The sequence below is a fragment of the Streptococcus sanguinis genome (assembly GCF_001078705.1).
Taxonomy (GTDB): Bacteria; Bacillota; Bacilli; order Lactobacillales; family Streptococcaceae; genus Streptococcus; species Streptococcus sanguinis_D.
In genome coordinates this window covers 1,808,752-1,827,000 of the sequence record NZ_CDMW01000001.1, presented here as the reverse complement: position 1 = coordinate 1,827,000, position 18,249 = coordinate 1,808,752, and the positions used below count along the sequence as shown (strand labels likewise).

General features: G+C 44.0%; 17 protein-coding genes. 15 read left to right on the top strand and 2 right to left on the bottom strand.

The genetic code is table 11. The annotated features are described in order from the left end of the window. The first annotated feature begins 358 nt into the window (after window positions 1-358). The 10 genes from SSV_RS09205 (at window position 359) to SSV_RS09160 (ending at window position 9,860) form a co-directional block, all read left to right on the top strand. Entirely contained in the window at window positions 359-1,234 is an 876-nt protein-coding gene (locus SSV_RS09205; protein WP_072074556.1) for an ABC transporter ATP-binding protein, read from the top strand. Between the two features lie 10 nt (window positions 1,235-1,244). After that, window positions 1,245-1,979 carry an ABC transporter permease gene (locus SSV_RS09200; RefSeq protein ID WP_002908839.1) on the top strand — a complete coding sequence of 245 codons (735 nt, stop codon included), beginning with the start codon at window positions 1,245-1,247 and terminating at the stop codon, window positions 1,977-1,979. 4 nt (window positions 1,980-1,983) lie between these two features. Continuing rightward, entirely contained in the window at window positions 1,984-3,084 is a 1,101-nt protein-coding gene (locus SSV_RS09195; RefSeq protein WP_072074555.1) for a sensor histidine kinase, read from the top strand. Further along, the gene (locus SSV_RS09190; protein ID WP_072074554.1) at window positions 3,081-3,680 is read left to right on the top strand and encodes a response regulator transcription factor; all 600 of its coding nucleotides are present in this window, start codon (window positions 3,081-3,083) and stop codon (window positions 3,678-3,680) included. The genes SSV_RS09195 and SSV_RS09190 overlap by 4 nt, the downstream gene beginning before the upstream one ends. A gap of 260 nt (window positions 3,681-3,940) precedes the next feature. Beyond that, window positions 3,941-5,641: an acetolactate synthase large subunit gene (locus SSV_RS09185; protein WP_072074553.1), complete on the top strand. Its 1,701-nt coding sequence runs from the start codon at window positions 3,941-3,943 to the stop codon at window positions 5,639-5,641. After that, a complete protein-coding gene (gene ilvN, locus SSV_RS09180; protein ID WP_002898887.1) occupies window positions 5,634-6,110 on the top strand; it encodes an acetolactate synthase small subunit in 477 nt (158 codons plus the stop codon). Before SSV_RS09185 ends, ilvN begins: the two co-directional genes overlap by 8 nt. Before the next feature lie 64 nt (window positions 6,111-6,174). After that, window positions 6,175-7,197 carry a ketol-acid reductoisomerase gene (gene ilvC / locus SSV_RS09175; protein WP_072074552.1) on the top strand — a complete coding sequence of 341 codons (1,023 nt, stop codon included), beginning with the start codon at window positions 6,175-6,177 and terminating at the stop codon, window positions 7,195-7,197. 99 nt (window positions 7,198-7,296) lie between these two features. After that, window positions 7,297-8,547, top strand: coding sequence for a threonine ammonia-lyase IlvA (gene ilvA, locus SSV_RS09170; RefSeq protein WP_072074551.1), 1,251 nt, complete (start codon window positions 7,297-7,299; stop codon window positions 8,545-8,547). Between the two features lie 56 nt (window positions 8,548-8,603). After that, the gene (locus SSV_RS09165; protein ID WP_002927673.1) at window positions 8,604-9,536 is read left to right on the top strand and encodes an SPFH domain-containing protein; all 933 of its coding nucleotides are present in this window, start codon (window positions 8,604-8,606) and stop codon (window positions 9,534-9,536) included. Window positions 9,537-9,644: 108 nt separating this feature from the next. Further along, window positions 9,645-9,860, top strand: coding sequence for a capsule biosynthesis transcriptional regulator (locus SSV_RS09160; protein ID WP_002893653.1), 216 nt, complete (start codon window positions 9,645-9,647; stop codon window positions 9,858-9,860). Between the two features lie 95 nt (window positions 9,861-9,955). Here SSV_RS09160 and SSV_RS09155 read toward each other — a convergent pair whose 3' ends face one another. Both SSV_RS09155 and SSV_RS09150 read right to left on the bottom strand, forming a co-directional pair. Beyond that, window positions 9,956-10,696: an amino acid ABC transporter ATP-binding protein gene (locus SSV_RS09155; protein WP_072074550.1), complete on the bottom strand. Its 741-nt coding sequence runs from the start codon at window positions 10,694-10,696 to the stop codon at window positions 9,956-9,958. Continuing rightward, window positions 10,693-12,258: an ABC transporter substrate-binding protein/permease gene (locus SSV_RS09150; RefSeq protein WP_072074549.1), complete on the bottom strand. Its 1,566-nt coding sequence runs from the start codon at window positions 12,256-12,258 to the stop codon at window positions 10,693-10,695. Before SSV_RS09150 ends, SSV_RS09155 begins: the two co-directional genes overlap by 4 nt. Before the next feature lie 131 nt (window positions 12,259-12,389). Between SSV_RS09150 and SSV_RS09145 the strand changes: the two genes are divergently transcribed. The 5 genes from SSV_RS09145 to sufC all read left to right on the top strand — a co-directional run bounded on the left by SSV_RS09145 (window position 12,390) and on the right by sufC (window position 18,212). Next, window positions 12,390-14,285, top strand: coding sequence for a DUF2207 domain-containing protein (locus tag SSV_RS09145; protein WP_072074548.1), 1,896 nt, complete (start codon window positions 12,390-12,392; stop codon window positions 14,283-14,285). A gap of 139 nt (window positions 14,286-14,424) precedes the next feature. Then, entirely contained in the window at window positions 14,425-15,267 is an 843-nt protein-coding gene (locus SSV_RS09140) for an undecaprenyl-diphosphate phosphatase (protein WP_072074547.1), read from the top strand. Window positions 15,268-15,442: 175 nt separating this feature from the next. After that, the gene (mecA, locus tag SSV_RS09135; RefSeq protein ID WP_072074546.1) at window positions 15,443-16,195 is read left to right on the top strand and encodes an adaptor protein MecA; all 753 of its coding nucleotides are present in this window, start codon (window positions 15,443-15,445) and stop codon (window positions 16,193-16,195) included. Continuing rightward, window positions 16,186-17,352: a glycosyltransferase family 4 protein gene (locus tag SSV_RS09130; protein ID WP_072074545.1), complete on the top strand. Its 1,167-nt coding sequence runs from the start codon at window positions 16,186-16,188 to the stop codon at window positions 17,350-17,352. The genes mecA and SSV_RS09130 overlap by 10 nt, the downstream gene beginning before the upstream one ends. A gap of 89 nt (window positions 17,353-17,441) precedes the next feature. After that, window positions 17,442-18,212, top strand: coding sequence for a Fe-S cluster assembly ATPase SufC (sufC, locus tag SSV_RS09125; protein WP_072074544.1), 771 nt, complete (start codon window positions 17,442-17,444; stop codon window positions 18,210-18,212). Window positions 18,213-18,249: the final 37 nt, after the last annotated feature.

The window sequence follows — 18,249 nt, the reverse complement described above, 5'->3', positions numbered from 1 at the left end:
TCTAATTCCAGTTTCTATCTAAATTGCAACAGACATACAACTAGTCGGCTCCTCTCAACGAGGGTGATCGGCTTTTTTTGTGTCTTCATGCAGAAGGGATATAAATAGATTATTCCAATATTTGCTAGCTTTGGGTTCAAAAAGCGGAATAGTGACATTTGTCATGTGAGTCGGTGACAAAATCAACTAGTAGGAAAAATTTCTTTGCCTTATAATATAGTTAACAAAACGATAAAAGGTTGCTGTAAGAATTCAAAAAGCATTTGGTCTTTGTTTTTCTTCCAGCCCTAGGCTTGGATGATTACAAAAAAACAAAGGACAGACGCAGACGCGGTTATCAGATCAAAGGAGGAGCAAAATGGAACTGATTGAAGTAAAGAAGCTTTCTAAAAGCATTCGCGGCAAGGAGATTTTAAAGGATATTTCGTTTGAAATCTCCCAAGGTGACTGTGTGGCCTTGATTGGTCCTAACGGAGCTGGGAAAACGACTCTCATGGATTGTTTGCTGGGCGATAAGTTTCTGACAGCGGGTGAAGCAAGGATTCAGGGACTCAAACCAACTGACAATCATCTCAAGCAGTCTGTAGCGATTTTACCACAGGAAAATACAGTGGTGGAGGATTTGAAGGTCAAGGAACTCTTGACTTTCTTCCAAGCTATTTATCCAAATAGTTTGTCCAATCAAGAAGTTGATGACTTGCTGCAATTTACAGACAAGCAAAAGAATCAGTTGGCCAGCAAGCTGTCTGGTGGACAAAAGCGTCTCTTCTCTTTTGTTCTGAGTCTGATTGGCCGTCCTAAGATTCTCTTCTTGGACGAACCGACTTCAGCTATGGACACCTCCACTCGTCAGCATTTCTGGGAAATTGTTAATCAGCTCAAGCAGCAGGGAGTGACCATCGTTTATTCTTCGCACTATATCGAAGAAGTTGAGCATACGGCAGACCGGATTTTGGTGCTGCATAAGGGTGAGCTGATTCGGGATACAACGCCTTATGCCATGCGCAGTGAGGAGCAGGAAAAACACTTTACCTTGCCGCTGACTTATCAGTCTGTGCTGGAAAAGCTGGATAATGTGACTGATTTAGAAATCAAGCAAAAGGCTTTATCTTTTGCTACTAGAGATGCTGGACAGGTCTGGCAGGTCCTGCAGGAAAACGGCTGTACAATCGAAGAGATTGAAGTACGTAACCGTACCCTCTTGGATAGTATTTTTGAAACGACACAAGAATAGGAGAGTAATCATGAAAAATATGGCAAGTCTTATGAAGATTGAGTTGATTTTGATGAAGCGGCAGGCTGCTTATTATCTCTTGTCTATTGGTCTGCCCAGCGTCTTTTACCTGATTTTCTCAGGAATGATGTCTGGAAGTGATACGCCTGAACATGTGCTTCGAGGCTACCTATTCTCTATGACTCTTTTTAGTATCATGTCTAGTGCTTTCTTTAGCATTCCAAGCACTTTGCAATCTGATAAAAATAATAATTGGCAAAAAATGATTCAGCACTCGCCGATTTCTATGGTAAAATATTATATATCGAAACTTTGCAGTACGCTGTTGACTTTTATGCTTTCTATCATCGTAGTCTTCTCGATTGGGCATTTTGTTCGCGGGGTTAATCTGCCAATGGTGGACTGGCTTCTTATTGCCTTGATCCTTCTGGTAGGAAGTGTGGTCTTTATTGCCATGGGGGTATTGGTCAGTCTCTTGCCAAGTGCTCAGCTCATGTCTGTAGTGGGAAATATCGTCTATATGGCACTGGCTGTTCTGGGCGGTCTATGGTTTCCTCTGACTATGTTTCCAAAATGGCTCCAGCCAATCGGTAAGTTGACGCCAAGTTATCAACTGATGCAAGTCGTGTCTTCTTATCTAGAACACCATCAGTTCAATGGCAAAGCCGCTTTGATTGTTCTGATTTATACGGTTTTGGTCAGCATTCTTGTGCTGCAACTCAAAAAGCGAATTGAGGTAAAATAAAACCATGTGGGAAAAAATTAAACATGTCCACTATATGTTTCATATTGCGCTGGTCTTTATCATCTTTCCAGTTGCGGGAGTGATTAGCGGGGAATACCCGCTTTTCGTCTTGCTCTGGACAGCTATTTTTGTTGCGGCTTACTATGCGGTCTTGTTAAGTAACCATCGCCTTATCCAGTTTTTTTCTTGGTGGCTCTTGATTGCTTACATATATTATGGTTCTGTCTGGCTGAATACAGGTTTTACCTGGTATATTTTTTATCTATCCAATCTTCTTATTTACGAACTGGATGATATTTCTTTTAAATCCTGGCGTTTTTTGACCTTTCTCGCCTTGCAGCCTGCTATTGTGCTGACTAATTATTTGATGGGCAATGTTGGTCCAGCAGAGCTGCTTTCCTATATTGTAATCTTTCTCTTTTCGGATGGTTTGACTTTTGGTCTTTATCGGATTCAAACGACAGAGCGAATCAAGGAAGAAAAGGTCAAGCAAAATGCCCAGCTGAATCTTTTCCTGGCGGAAAATGAGCGCAATCGGATTGGTCGAGACTTACATGATAGTCTAGGACACACCTTTGCTATGCTCAGTGTTAAGGCGGAGCTGGCTCAGCAGTTTTTGCAGATGGAAGCCTATGACAAGGCAGCAAAAGAACTGCAGGAAGTGCAAGAGATTAGTAAGAAGTCCATGGCTGATGTTCGGCGGATTATTAACGATCTAAAGAATCGGACTCTGGACGAGGAACTAGTGACCATTCGTGCCATACTGGAGATGAGCGGCGTTCAGGTAAAAATAGATAACCAACTCAATGTTGCCAGTATCCCACCGAGTCAGCAGTCGACGATTAGTATGATCTTACTGGAGGCGGCGACCAATATCATTAAGCATGCCAAGGCTAAAAAGAGTAATTTTTCTTTGGTAAAGAAAGACGAAAAGCTTGTTTTGGACATTCAGGATGATGGTTGTGGTTTTCAAAAGCTGACTGGTCGGGAGTTGCATAGTATTCGAGAGCGACTGTCTGCCTTGTCAGGAAGGCTTGAGATTCTTAGCAGCCAAGATCCAACGTGGATTCGGATTGAATTGCCGTACGGAGGGAAGGAAGCATGAAACTTTTGTTAGCAGAAGATCAAAGTATGCTGAGAGATGCCTTAGCTCAGCTCTTGCAGCTGCAGCCAGATGTCGAAGAAGTCTATCAGGCCGCAGATGGGCAGAAGGCTATTGACTGTCTTAGCTCAGAAACTGTTGATGTAGCTATTTTGGACGTGGAAATGCCCCACCAGACCGGTCTAGACGTTCTCGAATGGGTCAAGGCCAATCGACACAACATCAAGGTCATCATCGTCACAACCTTCAAGCGGCCGGGCTACTTTGAGCGAGCTGTTAAGGCAGATGTAGATGCTTATGTGCTCAAAGAGCGTAGCATTGCGGATTTGATGAAGACCATCCACACCGTTCTAGCTGGGCAAAAGGAATATTCGCCAGAATTGATGGAGGTACTGATGACCAGCAGGAACCCTCTCTCTCAGCAGGAGAGGCTAGTCCTACAAGCAGCAGCGAATGGCCTGTCCAATAAAGAAATTGCTGAAAAACTCTTCCTATCAAATGGAACGGTTCGTAACTACATGTCTGCTATTTTGACCAAGCTAGATGCTGAAAACCGAACAGAAGCAGTCCGAATCGGGCAAGAGAAAGGCTGGTTATAGCTGGCATACTCAGTTTTGTAGAAAAAATGAGGAGCGGTAGCTTTCCCATAAACGGAACATTTGAGAGCTAATAATTCTAATGAAAGGTCAGGACTATAGACATAGTTCTGGCTTTTTATCTTTTGTTTGAAAAACATTCGGATTTAGATAAAAAATCAAGAAAAAAATTAACTAGTGGCTTGCAATTTTTTTCAAAAATGTTATCATAGTAGAAAGCTTTTTGAATTTTTAGAAAATTGTAAATAAATGAAAGGGGAAGAATGGAGAAAATCAAATTAGAAACTTCTAAGACAGGTTCGGAGCTTGTTTTAGAAACCTTGAAAAATCTTGGTGTTGATACGATTTTTGGCTATCCCGGCGGCGCTGTACTGCCGCTTTATGATGCTATTTATAGTTTTGAAGGCATCTGTCACATCCTAGGCCGCCATGAGCAAGGCTGTGTTCACGAAGCAGAAGGCTATGCTAAGTCTACTGGGAAAATCGGAGTTGCAGTTGTGACCAGCGGTCCGGGAGCGACTAATGCCATTACCGGTATTGCCGATGCCATGAGTGATAGCGTCCCCCTTTTAGTCTTTACTGGTCAGGTGGCCAAGGCTGGAATCGGTAAAGATGCGTTTCAGGAAGCGGATATTGTTGGGATTACGACTCCTATAACCAAGTATAATTATCAGGTCCGGGAGACGGCAGAAATCCCGCGTATTATTACAGAAGCTATTCACATTGCGACGACAGGTCGTCCTGGACCGGTCGTTATTGATTTGCCTAAGGATGTCTCGGCTTTGGAAACGGACTTTATCTATGACAGCAAGTTGCATTTGCCGAGCTATCAGCCGACTATTGAGCCTAATGAATTGCAGATTAAGAAGATTATCAAACAAATCTCTAAGGCTAAAAAGCCGGTTCTGCTTTCAGGAGGTGGTATTAGTTATGCCGAGGCAGCAGAGGAGCTGGTTGCTTTGGCGGAGCGGTATCAGATTCCAGTAGTCACTACCTTGTTGGGTCAGGGGACTATTGCGACAGACCATCCTTTGTTCTTAGGTATGGGTGGGATGCACGGTTCTTTTGCGGCCAATATTGCCATGACTGAGGCCGACTTTATGATTAGTATCGGTTGCCGCTTTGATGACCGTCTGACTGGTAATCCGAAAACCTTTGCCAAGAACGCTAAAGTAGCACATATTGATATTGACCCAGCGGAAATTGGAAAGATTATCAGTGTGGACATCCCTATCGTAGGGGATGCTAAGAAAGCCCTGCAGATGCTGTTGAATGAAGAGCAGGTGCATAACAATACCAGTAAGTGGATTGAAAAAGTAACGCAGGATAAGGAGCGGGTCCGCTCATATGATAAGAAAGAACGTGTCGTACAGCCTCAGGCTGTCATTGAGCGCGTGGGTGAGCTGACCAAGGGTGATGCCATCGTTGTAACAGACGTCGGTCAGCACCAGATGTGGGCCGCCCAATATTATCCTTATAAAAACGAGCGTCAACTGGTAACGTCTGGTGGTCTAGGAACCATGGGCTTCGGTGTACCTGCAGCGATTGGAGCTAAGATTGCCAATCCGGATAAGGAAGTCGTACTCTTTGTCGGAGATGGTGGCTATCAGATGACAAACCAAGAGATGGCTATTCTCAATATCTATAAGATTCCGATTAAGGTCATCATGCTTAACAATCATTCGTTAGGCATGGTGCGCCAGTGGCAGGAAGCTTTCTATGATGGTCGTACCTCTGAGTCAGTCTTTGAAACTTTGCCAGATTTCCAGCTCATGGCTCAGGCCTATGGTGTTAAATCCTATAAATTTGACGATCCGGAGACTATTGTCCAGGATTTGGAAGCCTTAAAGGAAGATATACCAATGTTTATTGAGGTGGATATTTCTCGCAAGGAGCATGTTCTTCCAATGGTGCCGGCCGGCAAGAGCAATCATGAGATGTTGGGGGTGAAGTTCCATGCGTAGAATGTTGACAGCTAAACTTCAAAACCGTTCGGGTGTTCTAAACCGCTTCACGGGTGTCCTTTCCAGACGTCAGGTTAATATTGAGAGTATCTCAGTCGGAACGACGGAAAATCCGGAAGTATCCCGTATTACCATCATCATTGATGTGGCTTCATTAGCAGAGGTTGAGCAGATTATCAAGCAGCTCAATCGTCAGATTGATGTGATTCGGGTTCGAGATATCACAGACCGCCCTCACTTGGAGCGTGAAGTGATACTGGTTAAGGTCTCGGCTCCAGCTGATAAGCGGGCAGAGATTCTGTCTATTATCCAGCCATTCCGGGCGACAGTTGTGGATGTGGCACCTAGCTCTATTACCGTTCAGATGACTGGTGACGCGGAGAAGAGTGAGGCTCTGCTTCGGGTTATCCGCCCGTATGGTATCAAAAATATTGCTCGGACTGGAGCGACAGGCTTTACCCGAGATTAAATCAAACCTTTAATTTGTTAAAACCGCCTAACAGGCAATAAAAATAGAAAAGAGAGTAAAACTTATGGCAGTAACAATGGAATACGAAAAAGATGTGAAAGTAGCAGCACTTGATGGTAAGAAAATTGCCGTAATCGGCTATGGTTCACAAGGTCATGCCCATGCGCAAAACTTGCGTGATACAGGCCACGATGTGATTATCGGTGTTCGTCCTGGTAAGTCATTTGATAAGGCTAAAGAAGACGGCTTTGATACTTATACAGTAGCAGAAGCAGCTAAATTGGCTGATGTTATCATGATTTTGGCTCCAGATGAAATCCAACAAGATCTCTATGAAGCAGAAATCGCTCCAAACTTGGAAGCTGGCAATGCTGTTGGGTTTGCTCATGGTTTCAACATCCATTTTGAATTTATCAAAGTTCCTGCTGATGTAGATGTCTTCATGTGTGCACCGAAAGGCCCTGGTCACTTGGTTCGCCGTACTTTCGAAGAAGGCTTTGGTGTGCCAGCTCTCTATGCAGTTTACCAAGACGCTACTGGAAATGCCAAAGACATCGCAATGGACTGGTGTAAAGGTGTTGGTTCAGCTCGTGTTGGTTTGCTTGAAACAACTTATAAAGAAGAAACTGAAGAAGATCTCTTTGGTGAACAGGCTGTTCTCTGCGGTGGTTTGACTGCCCTGATTGAAGCAGGATTTGAAGTGCTGACTGAAGCAGGCTATGCGCCAGAATTGGCTTACTTTGAAGTGCTGCACGAAATGAAACTGATTGTGGACTTGATCTATGAAGGTGGCTTCAAGAAGATGCGCCAATCTATCTCAAATACAGCTGAATATGGTGATTATGTATCTGGTCCGCGCGTGATTACTGAGCAAGTCAAAGAAAACATGAAGGCAGTCTTGGCTGATATCCAAAACGGTAAATTTGCTAACGACTTCGTTGACGACTATAAAGCTGGCCGTCCGAAACTCACTGCTTTCCGTGAGCAAGCTGCTAATCTGGAGATTGAAAAAGTCGGTGCAGAATTGCGTAAAGCAATGCCATTCGTTGGTAAAAACGACGACGATGCCTTCAAGATTTACAATTAAGATAAAGAGCAGATAAGACATTAGGGGTTGGAATGCGAATTCCCAGCCCCTTGTTTTGCTTGATAGAGAATAAACTGAAAGAACAGGGAAGGAAGAAACATGCTCAGAGCAAAAGATATCACGCATGCTCATAAAGTGTTAAAAGATGTGGTTGTCAATACACCGCTTGACTACGACCATTATTTGTCAGAGAAGTACCAGGCTAAGATTTACCTGAAGAAAGAAAATATGCAGCGGGTGCGCTCTTTTAAACTCCGTGGGGCTTATTACGCTATTTCTCAACTTAGCGAAGAGGAGCGCCAGCGTGGGGTTGTCTGTGCTTCTGCGGGCAATCACGCCCAAGGAGTGGCTTATACTTGTAAGGAAATGAAAATTCCAGCAACCATTTTTATGCCCATCACGACCCCTCAGCAGAAGATTGGTCAGGTTCGCTTCTTTGGCGGTCAATTTGTAGACATCAAGCTGGTTGGAGATACCTTTGATGCTTCGGCCAAGGCAGCGCTTGACTATACTAAATCTGAAAACCGCACCTTTATCGATCCTTTTGATAATGAAGATGTCCAAGCGGGTCAAGGGACTGTAGCCTATGAAATCTTAGATGAGGCCAAGAGAGAAGCTATTACTTTTGATGCAGTTTTGGTACCAGTTGGAGGCGGCGGCCTGATATCAGGAGTCTCAACCTATATCAAAGAAAGTCAGCCAGCTATCGAAGTCATTGGTGTGGAAGCCAATGGCGCCCGCAGTATGAAAGCAGCTTTTGAAGCAGGTGGTCCAGTTAAGCTTAAAGAAATTGATAAATTTGCGGACGGTATCGCAGTCCAGAAAGTCGGTGCATCAACCTATGAGGTCACACAAAAGAATGTTCAAAATCTTATCGGTGTAGACGAAGGGCTTATTTCAGAGACCATCATTGACCTATACTCTAAGCAAGGGATTGTCGCAGAGCCAGCTGGTGCTGCCAGTATCGCAGCTTTGGAAGTCCTGAGTGAGTATATCAAGGGGAAGACCATCTGTTGCATTATCTCAGGTGGGAATAATGACATCAACCGTATGCCAGAGATGGAAGAGCGGGCACTTATTTACGATGGGATTAAGCACTATTTCGTGGTTAACTTCCCGCAGCGTCCTGGTGCCCTGCGTGAATTCGTAAATGACATTTTAGGGCCTAATGACGACATCACTCGTTTTGAATATATCAAACGGGCAAGCAAGGGAACGGGTCCCGTCCTGATTGGTATTGCTCTGGCAGATAAGCATGATTATGCTTCTTTGATTAACCGTGTTGAGCAGTTCGATCCCTCCTTTATCAATCTGAACGGAAATGAAACACTCTACAATATGCTTGTCTAATTGTAAAGATATTTTAGCCTAATTTGTATGCTTTCGTTTGAAACTGCAAATTAAATATGTTAGAATATACTATAGTGAATCAAGGAGGCTTGAACATGTTTTTTATTCCATTTTTCTTTATCATATTGATTATAATCTTTGTATTCTTGATGCTTAGTGCAGTCTATGTGGTTCGTCAGCAATCCGTGGCAATTATTGAGCGTTTTGGACGATACCACAAAACCAGCAGCAGCGGTATCAATTTCCGTCTTCCTTTAGGGATTGACAAGATAGCGGCTCGCGTCCAGCTGCGTTTGCTGCAGAGCGAGATTATCGTTGAGACTAAGACGCAGGATAATGTTTTCGTAACTATGAATGTTGCGACACAGTATCGCGTAAATGAGAACAATGTGATTGATGCTTATTACAAACTTATGCGTCCTGAAGCTCAGATTAAGTCCTATATCGAAGATGCCCTTCGTTCTTCCGTTCCAAAACTGACCTTGGACGAGCTCTTTGAAAAGAAAGACGAAATTGCCCTAGAAGTCCAAAAGCAGGTAGCTGAAGAAATGTCGACCTATGGTTATATCATTGTCAAAACCTTGATTACCAAGGTTGAGCCAGACGCTGAAGTTAAACAGTCTATGAACGAAATCAATGCAGCGCAGCGTAAGCGTGTGGCTGCTCAGGAATTAGCCGAAGCGGATAAGATTAAGATTGTGACAGCTGCTTCTGCAGAAGCTGAGAAAGACCGCCTGCATGGTGTTGGTATTGCCGAGCAGCGGAAAGCCATTGTGGATGGTTTGGCAGACTCTATCAAGGAATTGAAGGGCGCCAATATTGAGTTGACAGAAGAGCAGATTATGTCTATTCTTTTGACCAACCAGTACCTGGATACGCTGAATAATTTTGCAGATAGTTCGGGTAATAATACTATCTTCCTTCCAGCAAATCCAGAAGGTGTCGAAAGTATTCGGACTCAGATACTTTCAGCCCTCAAAGCTAAGTAAAGAAAATTCAGAATTATTTAATTTGTTCGAATTTGGTTTGTTTAAGTTGACAAACTGTATAAAAACAATTATAGTAGTTGATGTAGCTAGAATAGAGAGGAGTAAGAAATGGCTAAATCTAATTTCGAGAAAGTAGAATCTGTTGTTAGTTGGGTACGTGATAAGAAGATCACTGGTTACCGTATTAGTAAAGAAACAAATGCACGTGAAATGTCTATCATTGCTCTTGCTCAAGGACGTGCAAAAGTGAAAAATATCTCTTTTGAAACAGCTCTTGGCTTGATTGATTTCTACGACAAAAACCATGAAAAATTTGAAGACTAAACTTCAAAATTGTGCAACTGATATTGCTCATTAAATAAAAAAAGGAATCTGGATTTAGTTCCAGATTCCTTTTTGCTTTTGAAAATAGAAGTAATTTAGCTGAGGAAGCGCTGCAGAAATTCTTTGGTTCTTTCTTCTTTTGGATTGGTGAAGATATCCTGTGGGCTGCCAGCTTCAGCAATGACGCCCTTGTCCATAAAGATGACACGGCTGGAGACATCACGTGCAAATTCCATCTCGTGGGTTACGACAATCATTGTCAACCCTTCCTGAGCCAGTTCTTTCATGATTTTCAGAACTTCACCAACCATTTCAGGGTCGAGAGCTGAAGTCGGCTCGTCAAAGAGGATGGCATCAGGATTCATGGAGAGGGCGCGGGCAATAGCGACCCGCTGCTTCTGACCGCCTGAGAGCTGCTTAGGCTTGGCCTGCCAGTATTGCTCGCCCATGCCAACCTTGTTGAGGTTTTCTTTGGCAATTTTCTCGGCTTCTGACCGTTCTTTTTTTAGGACGGTTGTCTGAGCGACGATGGTATTTTCCAGGACATTAAGATTTTCGAAGAGATTGAAAGACTGAAAGACCATGCCCAGTTTTTCACGATAATGGGTCAGATCATAGTTCTCTGCCAAGACATTCTTACCGCGGTAGAAAATCTGACCGCCGGTTGGCGTTTCCAGAAGGTTAATGGAACGCAGGAAGGTTGACTTTCCGCTCCCGGAGCTGCCGATGATGGAAATCACTTCTCCTTTATGAACGGTGAGGGAGATGTCCTTGAGGACTTGGTTTTCACCGTAGGACTTTTTGAGGTTTTTAATTTCTAAAATGGTTTCTGTCATGATTTCACTTCTCCTGTCTGCATTTGATTGGCACCTGTCGTGTAGTTGTCTGTGTCGAAGCGTTTTTCAACATAGCGCAGGATGCGTGTCACGCTGAATGTCAGGACAAAGTAGATTACAGCGATGATAGTAAAGGTTTGGAAGTACTGGTAAGTCTGGGTAGCAATGGTATTTCCAGAGAAATAAAGCTCAACCACCGAGATAACGTTCAACACGGATGTATCCTTAATATTGATGACAAATTCGTTACCAGTTGCGGGCAGAATATTGCGGACGATCTGAGGCAGAACAATCTTGCGCATGGTCTGACCATGTGTCATCCCCAGTGCTGTTGCGGCCTCGAATTGCCCCTTATCAACGGCAAAGATACCGCCGCGGACAATCTCGCTCATATAAGCTCCGGTATTGATGGAGACGATGAAAATCGCAGCGATAGTCCGATCGATAGAAATTCCGAATGCCTGAGCTGTTCCGTAGTAGATAACCATGGACTGAACAATCATGGGAGTTCCGCGGAAAATCTCAATATAGACATTTAAGAACCAGCCGAAGATTTTTTGCAGTGATGCTAGGAGTTTATTCTTAGAAGCCGGTGCCGTCCGATAAACGCCAATCAGCAGTCCGATGATGAGGCCTGCGATGGTACCTGTTATCGAAATGAGCAAGGTCAAACCAGCTCCGCGTAGGAATTGCGGCCAGTTTTCAGCTAGAATCTTAGCTACTTGACTGAAGAATGATTCCTTAGCTGCTTCACTATCCGTATCAACAGGCTGTTTCTGAATCATCTCATCCATTAGCTTGACTTGGTCATTGGTAGTAATCTTAGCGATAGCAACATTAGCCTGCTCGATACGGTCGTCATCCTTACGCATTCCAATAGCAATGGAAGCATCTTCTTCGCCGACTTCAAAGCCTTTCTCAAACTGAATCATTTTGAAGTTGGAGTTGGCAGTCTCAGCAGTCAAGGCTTCTGGCCGCTCAGAGATATAGCCATCAATAACCCCAGATTCCAAGGCTTGACGCATCTGAGCAAAATCGCCCATAGCTGTTTCTTTTTTTGCACCAGGCAGCTGGTCAATGAGATTGTAGAGGTAAACTCCTTGCTGGGAGGTGATTTTGGCGTCTTTGAAGTCTTCTAGAGTCTTAGCGGATGCATATTTTCCATCTTTACGAACTAGGAGAACTGGCTCACTGGTGTAGTAACTGTTGGAAAAGGCGATTTCCTTTTTCCGCTCGGCAGTTGGACTCATACCCGCAATAATCATGTCAATTTTGCCGGAAGTCAGAGCAGGAATCAAGCCATTCCAGGAAGTCTTGACAACCAGAGGTTCTTTTCCCATCTCTTGTGCAATTTTTTTGGCAATCTGCACATCGTATCCGTTGGCATATTGGTTGGTGCCTTCGATTTTTACAGCACCGTTGGAATCATTATCCTGAGTCCAGTTGAAGGGAGCGTAGGCTGCCTCCATACCGATTCTCAGGTAGTCATCGGCCTGAATAACACGGACCGTTCCCAAGGCGACCAGGAGGGCTGTAAATAAAGTGAGTAATAATTTCTTCATGGGTTTCTCCTGCTTATCTAATAATAGTTCTTCCTATTCTATCGAAAATTACCGTTCTTTTCAATCCTAGTAAGCCCTTACTTGATAAAAATGATATAATAGAACAAAATATCTGTAAAGAGAGGTTGAATATGAAGCGATATTTTTATCTTCTGTTGGTTTTATTTTCCTGCCTTTGTTTTGGTCGGGTTGTCTCGGCTGTTGACTATGATATTGAATCCTATCAAGGCAATCTGGCCTTGCGTGAGGACAATACAGCTACCTACACAGAGAAAGTGACCTACAAGTTTAATGACGACTATAATGGTCAGATTGTTTCGCTGGGCTCTGCTGGAAAGATGCCCAATGGCTTTGCTATTGATGGGAATCCGACGGTCTCGATTCAGACCAATGGTGAGACTGATGTGGACTTTAGACCAGAAATCAAAGATTTGGGCGATGGTTATGAGGTCAAAATCTATAATTCAGGCTACGATGGTGACAGAGTTGTTGTCACTGTGACCTGGCAGTTGAGAAATCTCCTTTTTCTTCACAGGGATATTGCTGAGCTCAACTGGACTCCTATCAGCGACTGGGACCAGGGGATAGGGGAGGTCGTTTTGACGGTTTCTGGCTTGAGCAATCCAGATAAGAGCGAACTCTTTGCTCATAGTGGCTACTTTGGTACCCAGCCTTTCGTGGATAAGGATGGTACTGACTATCTGGTCAAAATCAATGGAATTGGCTCGGGCGATAATGTCGAGCTCCACGGCTATTGGGATCGACAAGCGGTTTCTCTTGTGTCCCAGAATGAAGACGAGAGCGACTACTTGCCAACCTTTAAAGCTCAAGAAGAAAAGATTGCCCGCAGGACGGTCTTTTACCGGCAACTGGGAGAGATTTATATGCCCTTGCTGCTCCTATGTGCCATCCTTATAGCGGCTATTCTTTATTTTGTCTTTGCCCAGAAAATCAAGCCTAAGCAGTCTTATCCCAAGAATGCCCGTCTATATGAGGCTCCTCAGGACTTGGCTCCTCTTGTCTTAGCGGAAAATATTTACGCGGTAGACATGGAGGATGTCAACCCAACTAGGGGCGGCAAGGCGGTGCTGAACTTTGAAAACATGGTTCAGGCGACTTTGTTAGACTTGCTGGATAGGGGCAATCTCCTTCTGCAGGGGGATGCTGAAAATCCTGTTCTGCAAATAGCGACTTATGATGGGCTGGCAGACTTTGAGAGACGTTTTTTGGGCATGGCTTTTAATAAGCAATCCCAAGCTAGGGTGAAAGATCTCTTTTCAGCCTATCAAATTTCAGAAGATCTTTATAAGCACAAGTCTTCTGCGGATGAGTCCTATATCCGCAACATCGGTAGCAATGTTAAGTCCTTATTTACCAACAGTTTGCGCTCCTTATCTAAAGAAGTGCGCTCTGAAGGCAAGCGTTTGGGTCTCTTTGGTCATTACCGGCCTCTTAAAGTTCAGGAAAAGATATTGCTGATTACTGCCATTATTCTAGCTAGTGCTGTTTTGGTAGCGTCTATCGCTGTTTTCTTTATCTATATGGCTTCTTTTGGCGGCTTTATCTGGTATTATATTCCTTTGGCGCTGGTGAGTCTTGTCTTGATTTTGATTTTTGCTAGTAAGGCACAGCTTTATTGGCGAGATGGCGTCCTGAATGACAAGGGCGCGCACGACTTCTTTCTGTGGAGAAGTTTTTCCAATATGTTGCGAGATATTGCTCATCTGGACAAGACGGAAATCGAAGGTATTATCCTTTGGAACCGTCTCTTGGTCTATGCGACCCTCTTTGGCTATGCAGATCGTGTCAGCCGTGTCATGGCTCTGCGTCAGATTCGCTTGCAAAATCCATCTATGGACAGCTATGTTCAGGCTAACTTGCACTATGCCTTCTATAGCAGTATGCACAGTTTCTCAAACTACGGCCATGTAGCCACCACAGCCAGCAATTTCTCCGTCTCATCTGGCGGAAGTTCAGGTGGTGGGTTCTCCGGTGGCGGAGGTGGCGGAGGCGGTGGAGCTTTCTAATAGACAAGCCCTTTCCTATCCGGAAAAGTCTTAGTACTGGCTTTTCCTAGCCTTGAAATTGTGATATAATAAGACCTAATACTCTTTGGGAATTTAAATGTGATTTTCCTTGAGTAAACCCTTCTTTCAGGAGTATTCTATGTTTATCATTGAAATTTTCATCTCTATTATTTACGGTATCATCGAAGGAATCACAGAATGGCTGCCGATTTCCAGTACAGGTCACTTGATTTTGATTCAAGACTTTATCCAGTATAAAAATCAAAGTCCAGCCTTTATGGAAATGTTTAATGTCGTTATCCAGCTAGGAGCTATTTTGGCGGTTGTCGTTTTCTATTTTGACAAGCTTAACCCTTTTAAACTAGGTAAGTCAGCACGTCAGGTTCAAAAGACCTGGCAGCTTTGGGCCAAGGTCGTCGTGGCAGCCTTGCCGGCTGCTGTTATCGGCTTATTCTTGGATGATTGGTTTGAAGCGCATTTCTACAATCTGGTCTCTGTGTCAGTGATGCTGATTGTCTATGGGGCGGCTTTTATCTATCTGGAAAGGCGCGAACAAGAGGAATCTGCTGTGACAGATTTGGCGAAGCTTCCTTACAAGACAGCCTTGCAGATTGGTCTCTTTCAGGTTTTGGCTCTCTTTCCTGGGACTAGCCGTTCTGGTGCCACCATTGTCGGCGGTCTCTTGAATGGTGTCAGTCGTTCTGTCGTGACAGAGTTCACTTTCTATCTGGGGATTCCCATTATGTTTGGCGCTAGTGGCTGGAAAATTCTCAAATTTATCAAGAATGGGAACAGTCTAGGATTTGGGCAAATTTTCTTGCTCTTAGTTGCCATGGGGGTGGCCTTCGGTGTCAGTCTAGTCGTGATTCGTTTCCTGATAGACTACGTCAAAAAGCATGACTTTACCGCTTTTGGGAAATACCGGATTGGCCTAGGCGGTGTGCTTCTGGTTTATGCAGCAATCAAAGCTTTGATCGGGTAAAAGGAGCAATTTTAATGTTCCCCTGACTATCCAATGTAGTAAAATAAGAAGCTCTCGGAATTTTCTGAGAGTTTTTTTCTTGTAAGATCCATTTTCAGAGCAATACTAGCTATTTTTTGAAATGCGGGGGATTTTTTAGTATAATAGTAGGACTAGAAGTGTATGAGGTAGAGATATGGAAATGAAACAGATTAGTGATTCGACCATAAAAATCACGATTCAGTTGGAAGATTTGGAAGAGCGCGGCATGGAAATGGCCGATTTCTTGGTCCCCCAAGAAAAGACAGAGGAGTTTTTCTATACCATCTTAGATGAGTTGGAAATGCCGGATAATTTTTTGGACAGCGGTATGCTGAGTTTCCGTGTGACGCCTAAGCCGGATAAGGTGGATGTTTTTGTTACCAAGTCTAAATTGGATAAGAATCTGAGTTTTGAGGATTTGGCAGATCTGCCAGACATGGATGAGCTGTCTCATATGTCTCCAGATGAATTCCTCAAGACATTGGAAAAGAGCATTTTTGAAAAGAGTAAGGAAGACATAGAAGCAGTCCAATCTTTGGAAACAGCCGAAGCAGAGGAAAGGGAGCAACTTTCTCAGGAGGCGGCTGATGAGCAGTCGGATGAAAATGCAGAGCGTTACATTTACTACATCCTGCGATTTGAAGATATTAAGGCTGCTGCGGCTTTTGCCCAGACGGTGGACTATAAGATTGACTTATCAGAACTTTATAAGTATGATTCTGCTTATTATTTGACGATTTTGGTGGATGTTGAGGGCTTCCCAGAGCGCTATCCAGCTTGGCTTTTGGCTAAGATGCGTGAATTCGCAGATGATTCAGATATCACTCGGGCGGTGCTGCAGGAGCACGGTCATCTGCTTTTGGTGACAGATGCCGTCTCCGGCCTGCAGAAGGTTGAATGCCTATGATTACTTTTCCTTTAAAGTTTATCTTGGTATTGCTGGGAACTTTTTTTATTGGGGTGATTCTAACACCCTTGGTTCGGCTCCTAGCCTTTAAGATTGGTGCGGTAGATTATCCCAATGCTCGCCGCATAAATAAAAAGCCCATGCCTAGCAGTGGCGGGCTGGCGATTGTAGCGGCCTTTTCTATCTCTACTCTGCTCTTGATGCCGCAGATTGTTGCTGTAGATTTTTTTGGACAGACCTATTTTGCTTATGTTTGGCCGGTTGTACTAGGTGGTTTGATTATTGCCTTTACAGGGCTGATCGATGATATCAAAGAGTTGTCGCCCATGCTGAAAATGGGGGGAATTGTTCTAGCAGCCAGTCTAATCTGGTGGCTGACTGATTTCCGATTGGATGATTTTAAGCTTCCTTTTGGCGGACCTTTCCTGCATTTTGAGCCTTGGCTGTCCTATATTTTGACAGTGGTGTGGATTATTTCCATCACCAATGCGGTTAATTTGATTGACGGTCTGGATGGTCTGGTGAGCGGGGTGTCCATCATCTCCTTGGTGACGATGGGGATTGTTTCTTACTTCTTTTTGCCCCAACATAATCTCTTTTTGACCCTGACAATTTTCGTCTTGGTCTTGTCAATTGCGGGCTTTTTCCCTTACAATTACCACCCTGCTATCATCTATCTTGGTGATACGGGGGCTCTCTTCATCGGCTTTATGATTGCCGTCTTGTCCTTGCAAGGGCTAAAAAATGCGACAGCTGTTGCGGTGGTGACTCCTATGATTATCTTAGGAGTACCGATTACGGATACTTTTCTGGCGATTATCCGCCGTACTCTGTCTGGTCAGAAATTCTACACACCTGACAAGCACCATCTCCACCATAGGCTCTTGTCCTTGGGATTGACTCATCGAGGAACAGTGTTGGTTATCTATGGGATTTCACTGGTCTTTGCTATGATTTCTCTCTTACTAAATGTTTCCAGTCGAATTGGGGGCGTGCTCTTGATGATTGGCTTACTTCTGGGTGTTGATCTCTTTGCTGAGCTGGTCGGAGTTTTGGGGCCTAATCGTACTCCTTTGCTCAATATTCTCCGCTTTATTGGGAATTCCTCCTACCGAGAGGAAGTTCGGCGGAAATGGCGTCAAAAGCGGAATAAATAAGAATAGCTCTAAACAAAATAAAAGCCTTTTGGGCTTTTTTTTGGTATACTAAAGTGTGTAAATCAGCTAAGCAAAGAAAGGAAAAAGAAATGTCTGTCTTAGAAATCAAAGATCTTCATGTTGAAATCGAAGGGAAAAAAATTCTCAAAGGGGTGAATCTCACTCTGAAAACAGGAGAGGTTGCAGCTATTATGGGCCCGAATGGAACAGGGAAGTCCACCTTGTCTGCAGCTATCATGGGCAATCCTAACTACGAAGTGACTCAAGGAGAGGTGCTTTTTGATGGAGTCAATATCTTAGAATTGGAAGTAGATGAGCGTGCTCGCATGGGACTCTTCCTAGCTATGCAGTACCCTAGTGAAATTCCTGGTATTACTAATGCAGAGTTTCTACGTGCAGCTATGAATGCTGGCAAAGAAGACGAGGAAAAAATCTCTGTCCGCGACTTTATCATGAAGCTGGATGAAAAGATGGAACTGCTCAACATGAAAGAAGAAATGGCTGAGCGCTACCTTAATGAAGGTTTCTCCGGTGGTGAAAAGAAGCGCAATGAAATCCTGCAGTTGCTCATGCTGGAGCCGACTTTTGCACTCTTGGATGAGATTGACTCAGGTCTGGATATCGATGCTCTCAAGGTCGTATCTAAAGGGGTCAATGCTATGCGTGGTGAAGGCTTTGGGGCTATGATTATCACCCACTACCAACGTCTGCTCAACTATATCAGTCCAGATGTGGTGCATGTCATGATGGATGGTAAAGTCGTTCTTTCTGGCGGTCCAGAATTGGCAGTCCGCTTGGAGAAAGAAGGCTATGCTAAATTGGCTGAAGAGTTGGGCTTCACCTATACCGAAGAAGCCTAGTCAAACATTCTTTTGACTTTGATAAAAGATAGGAGAA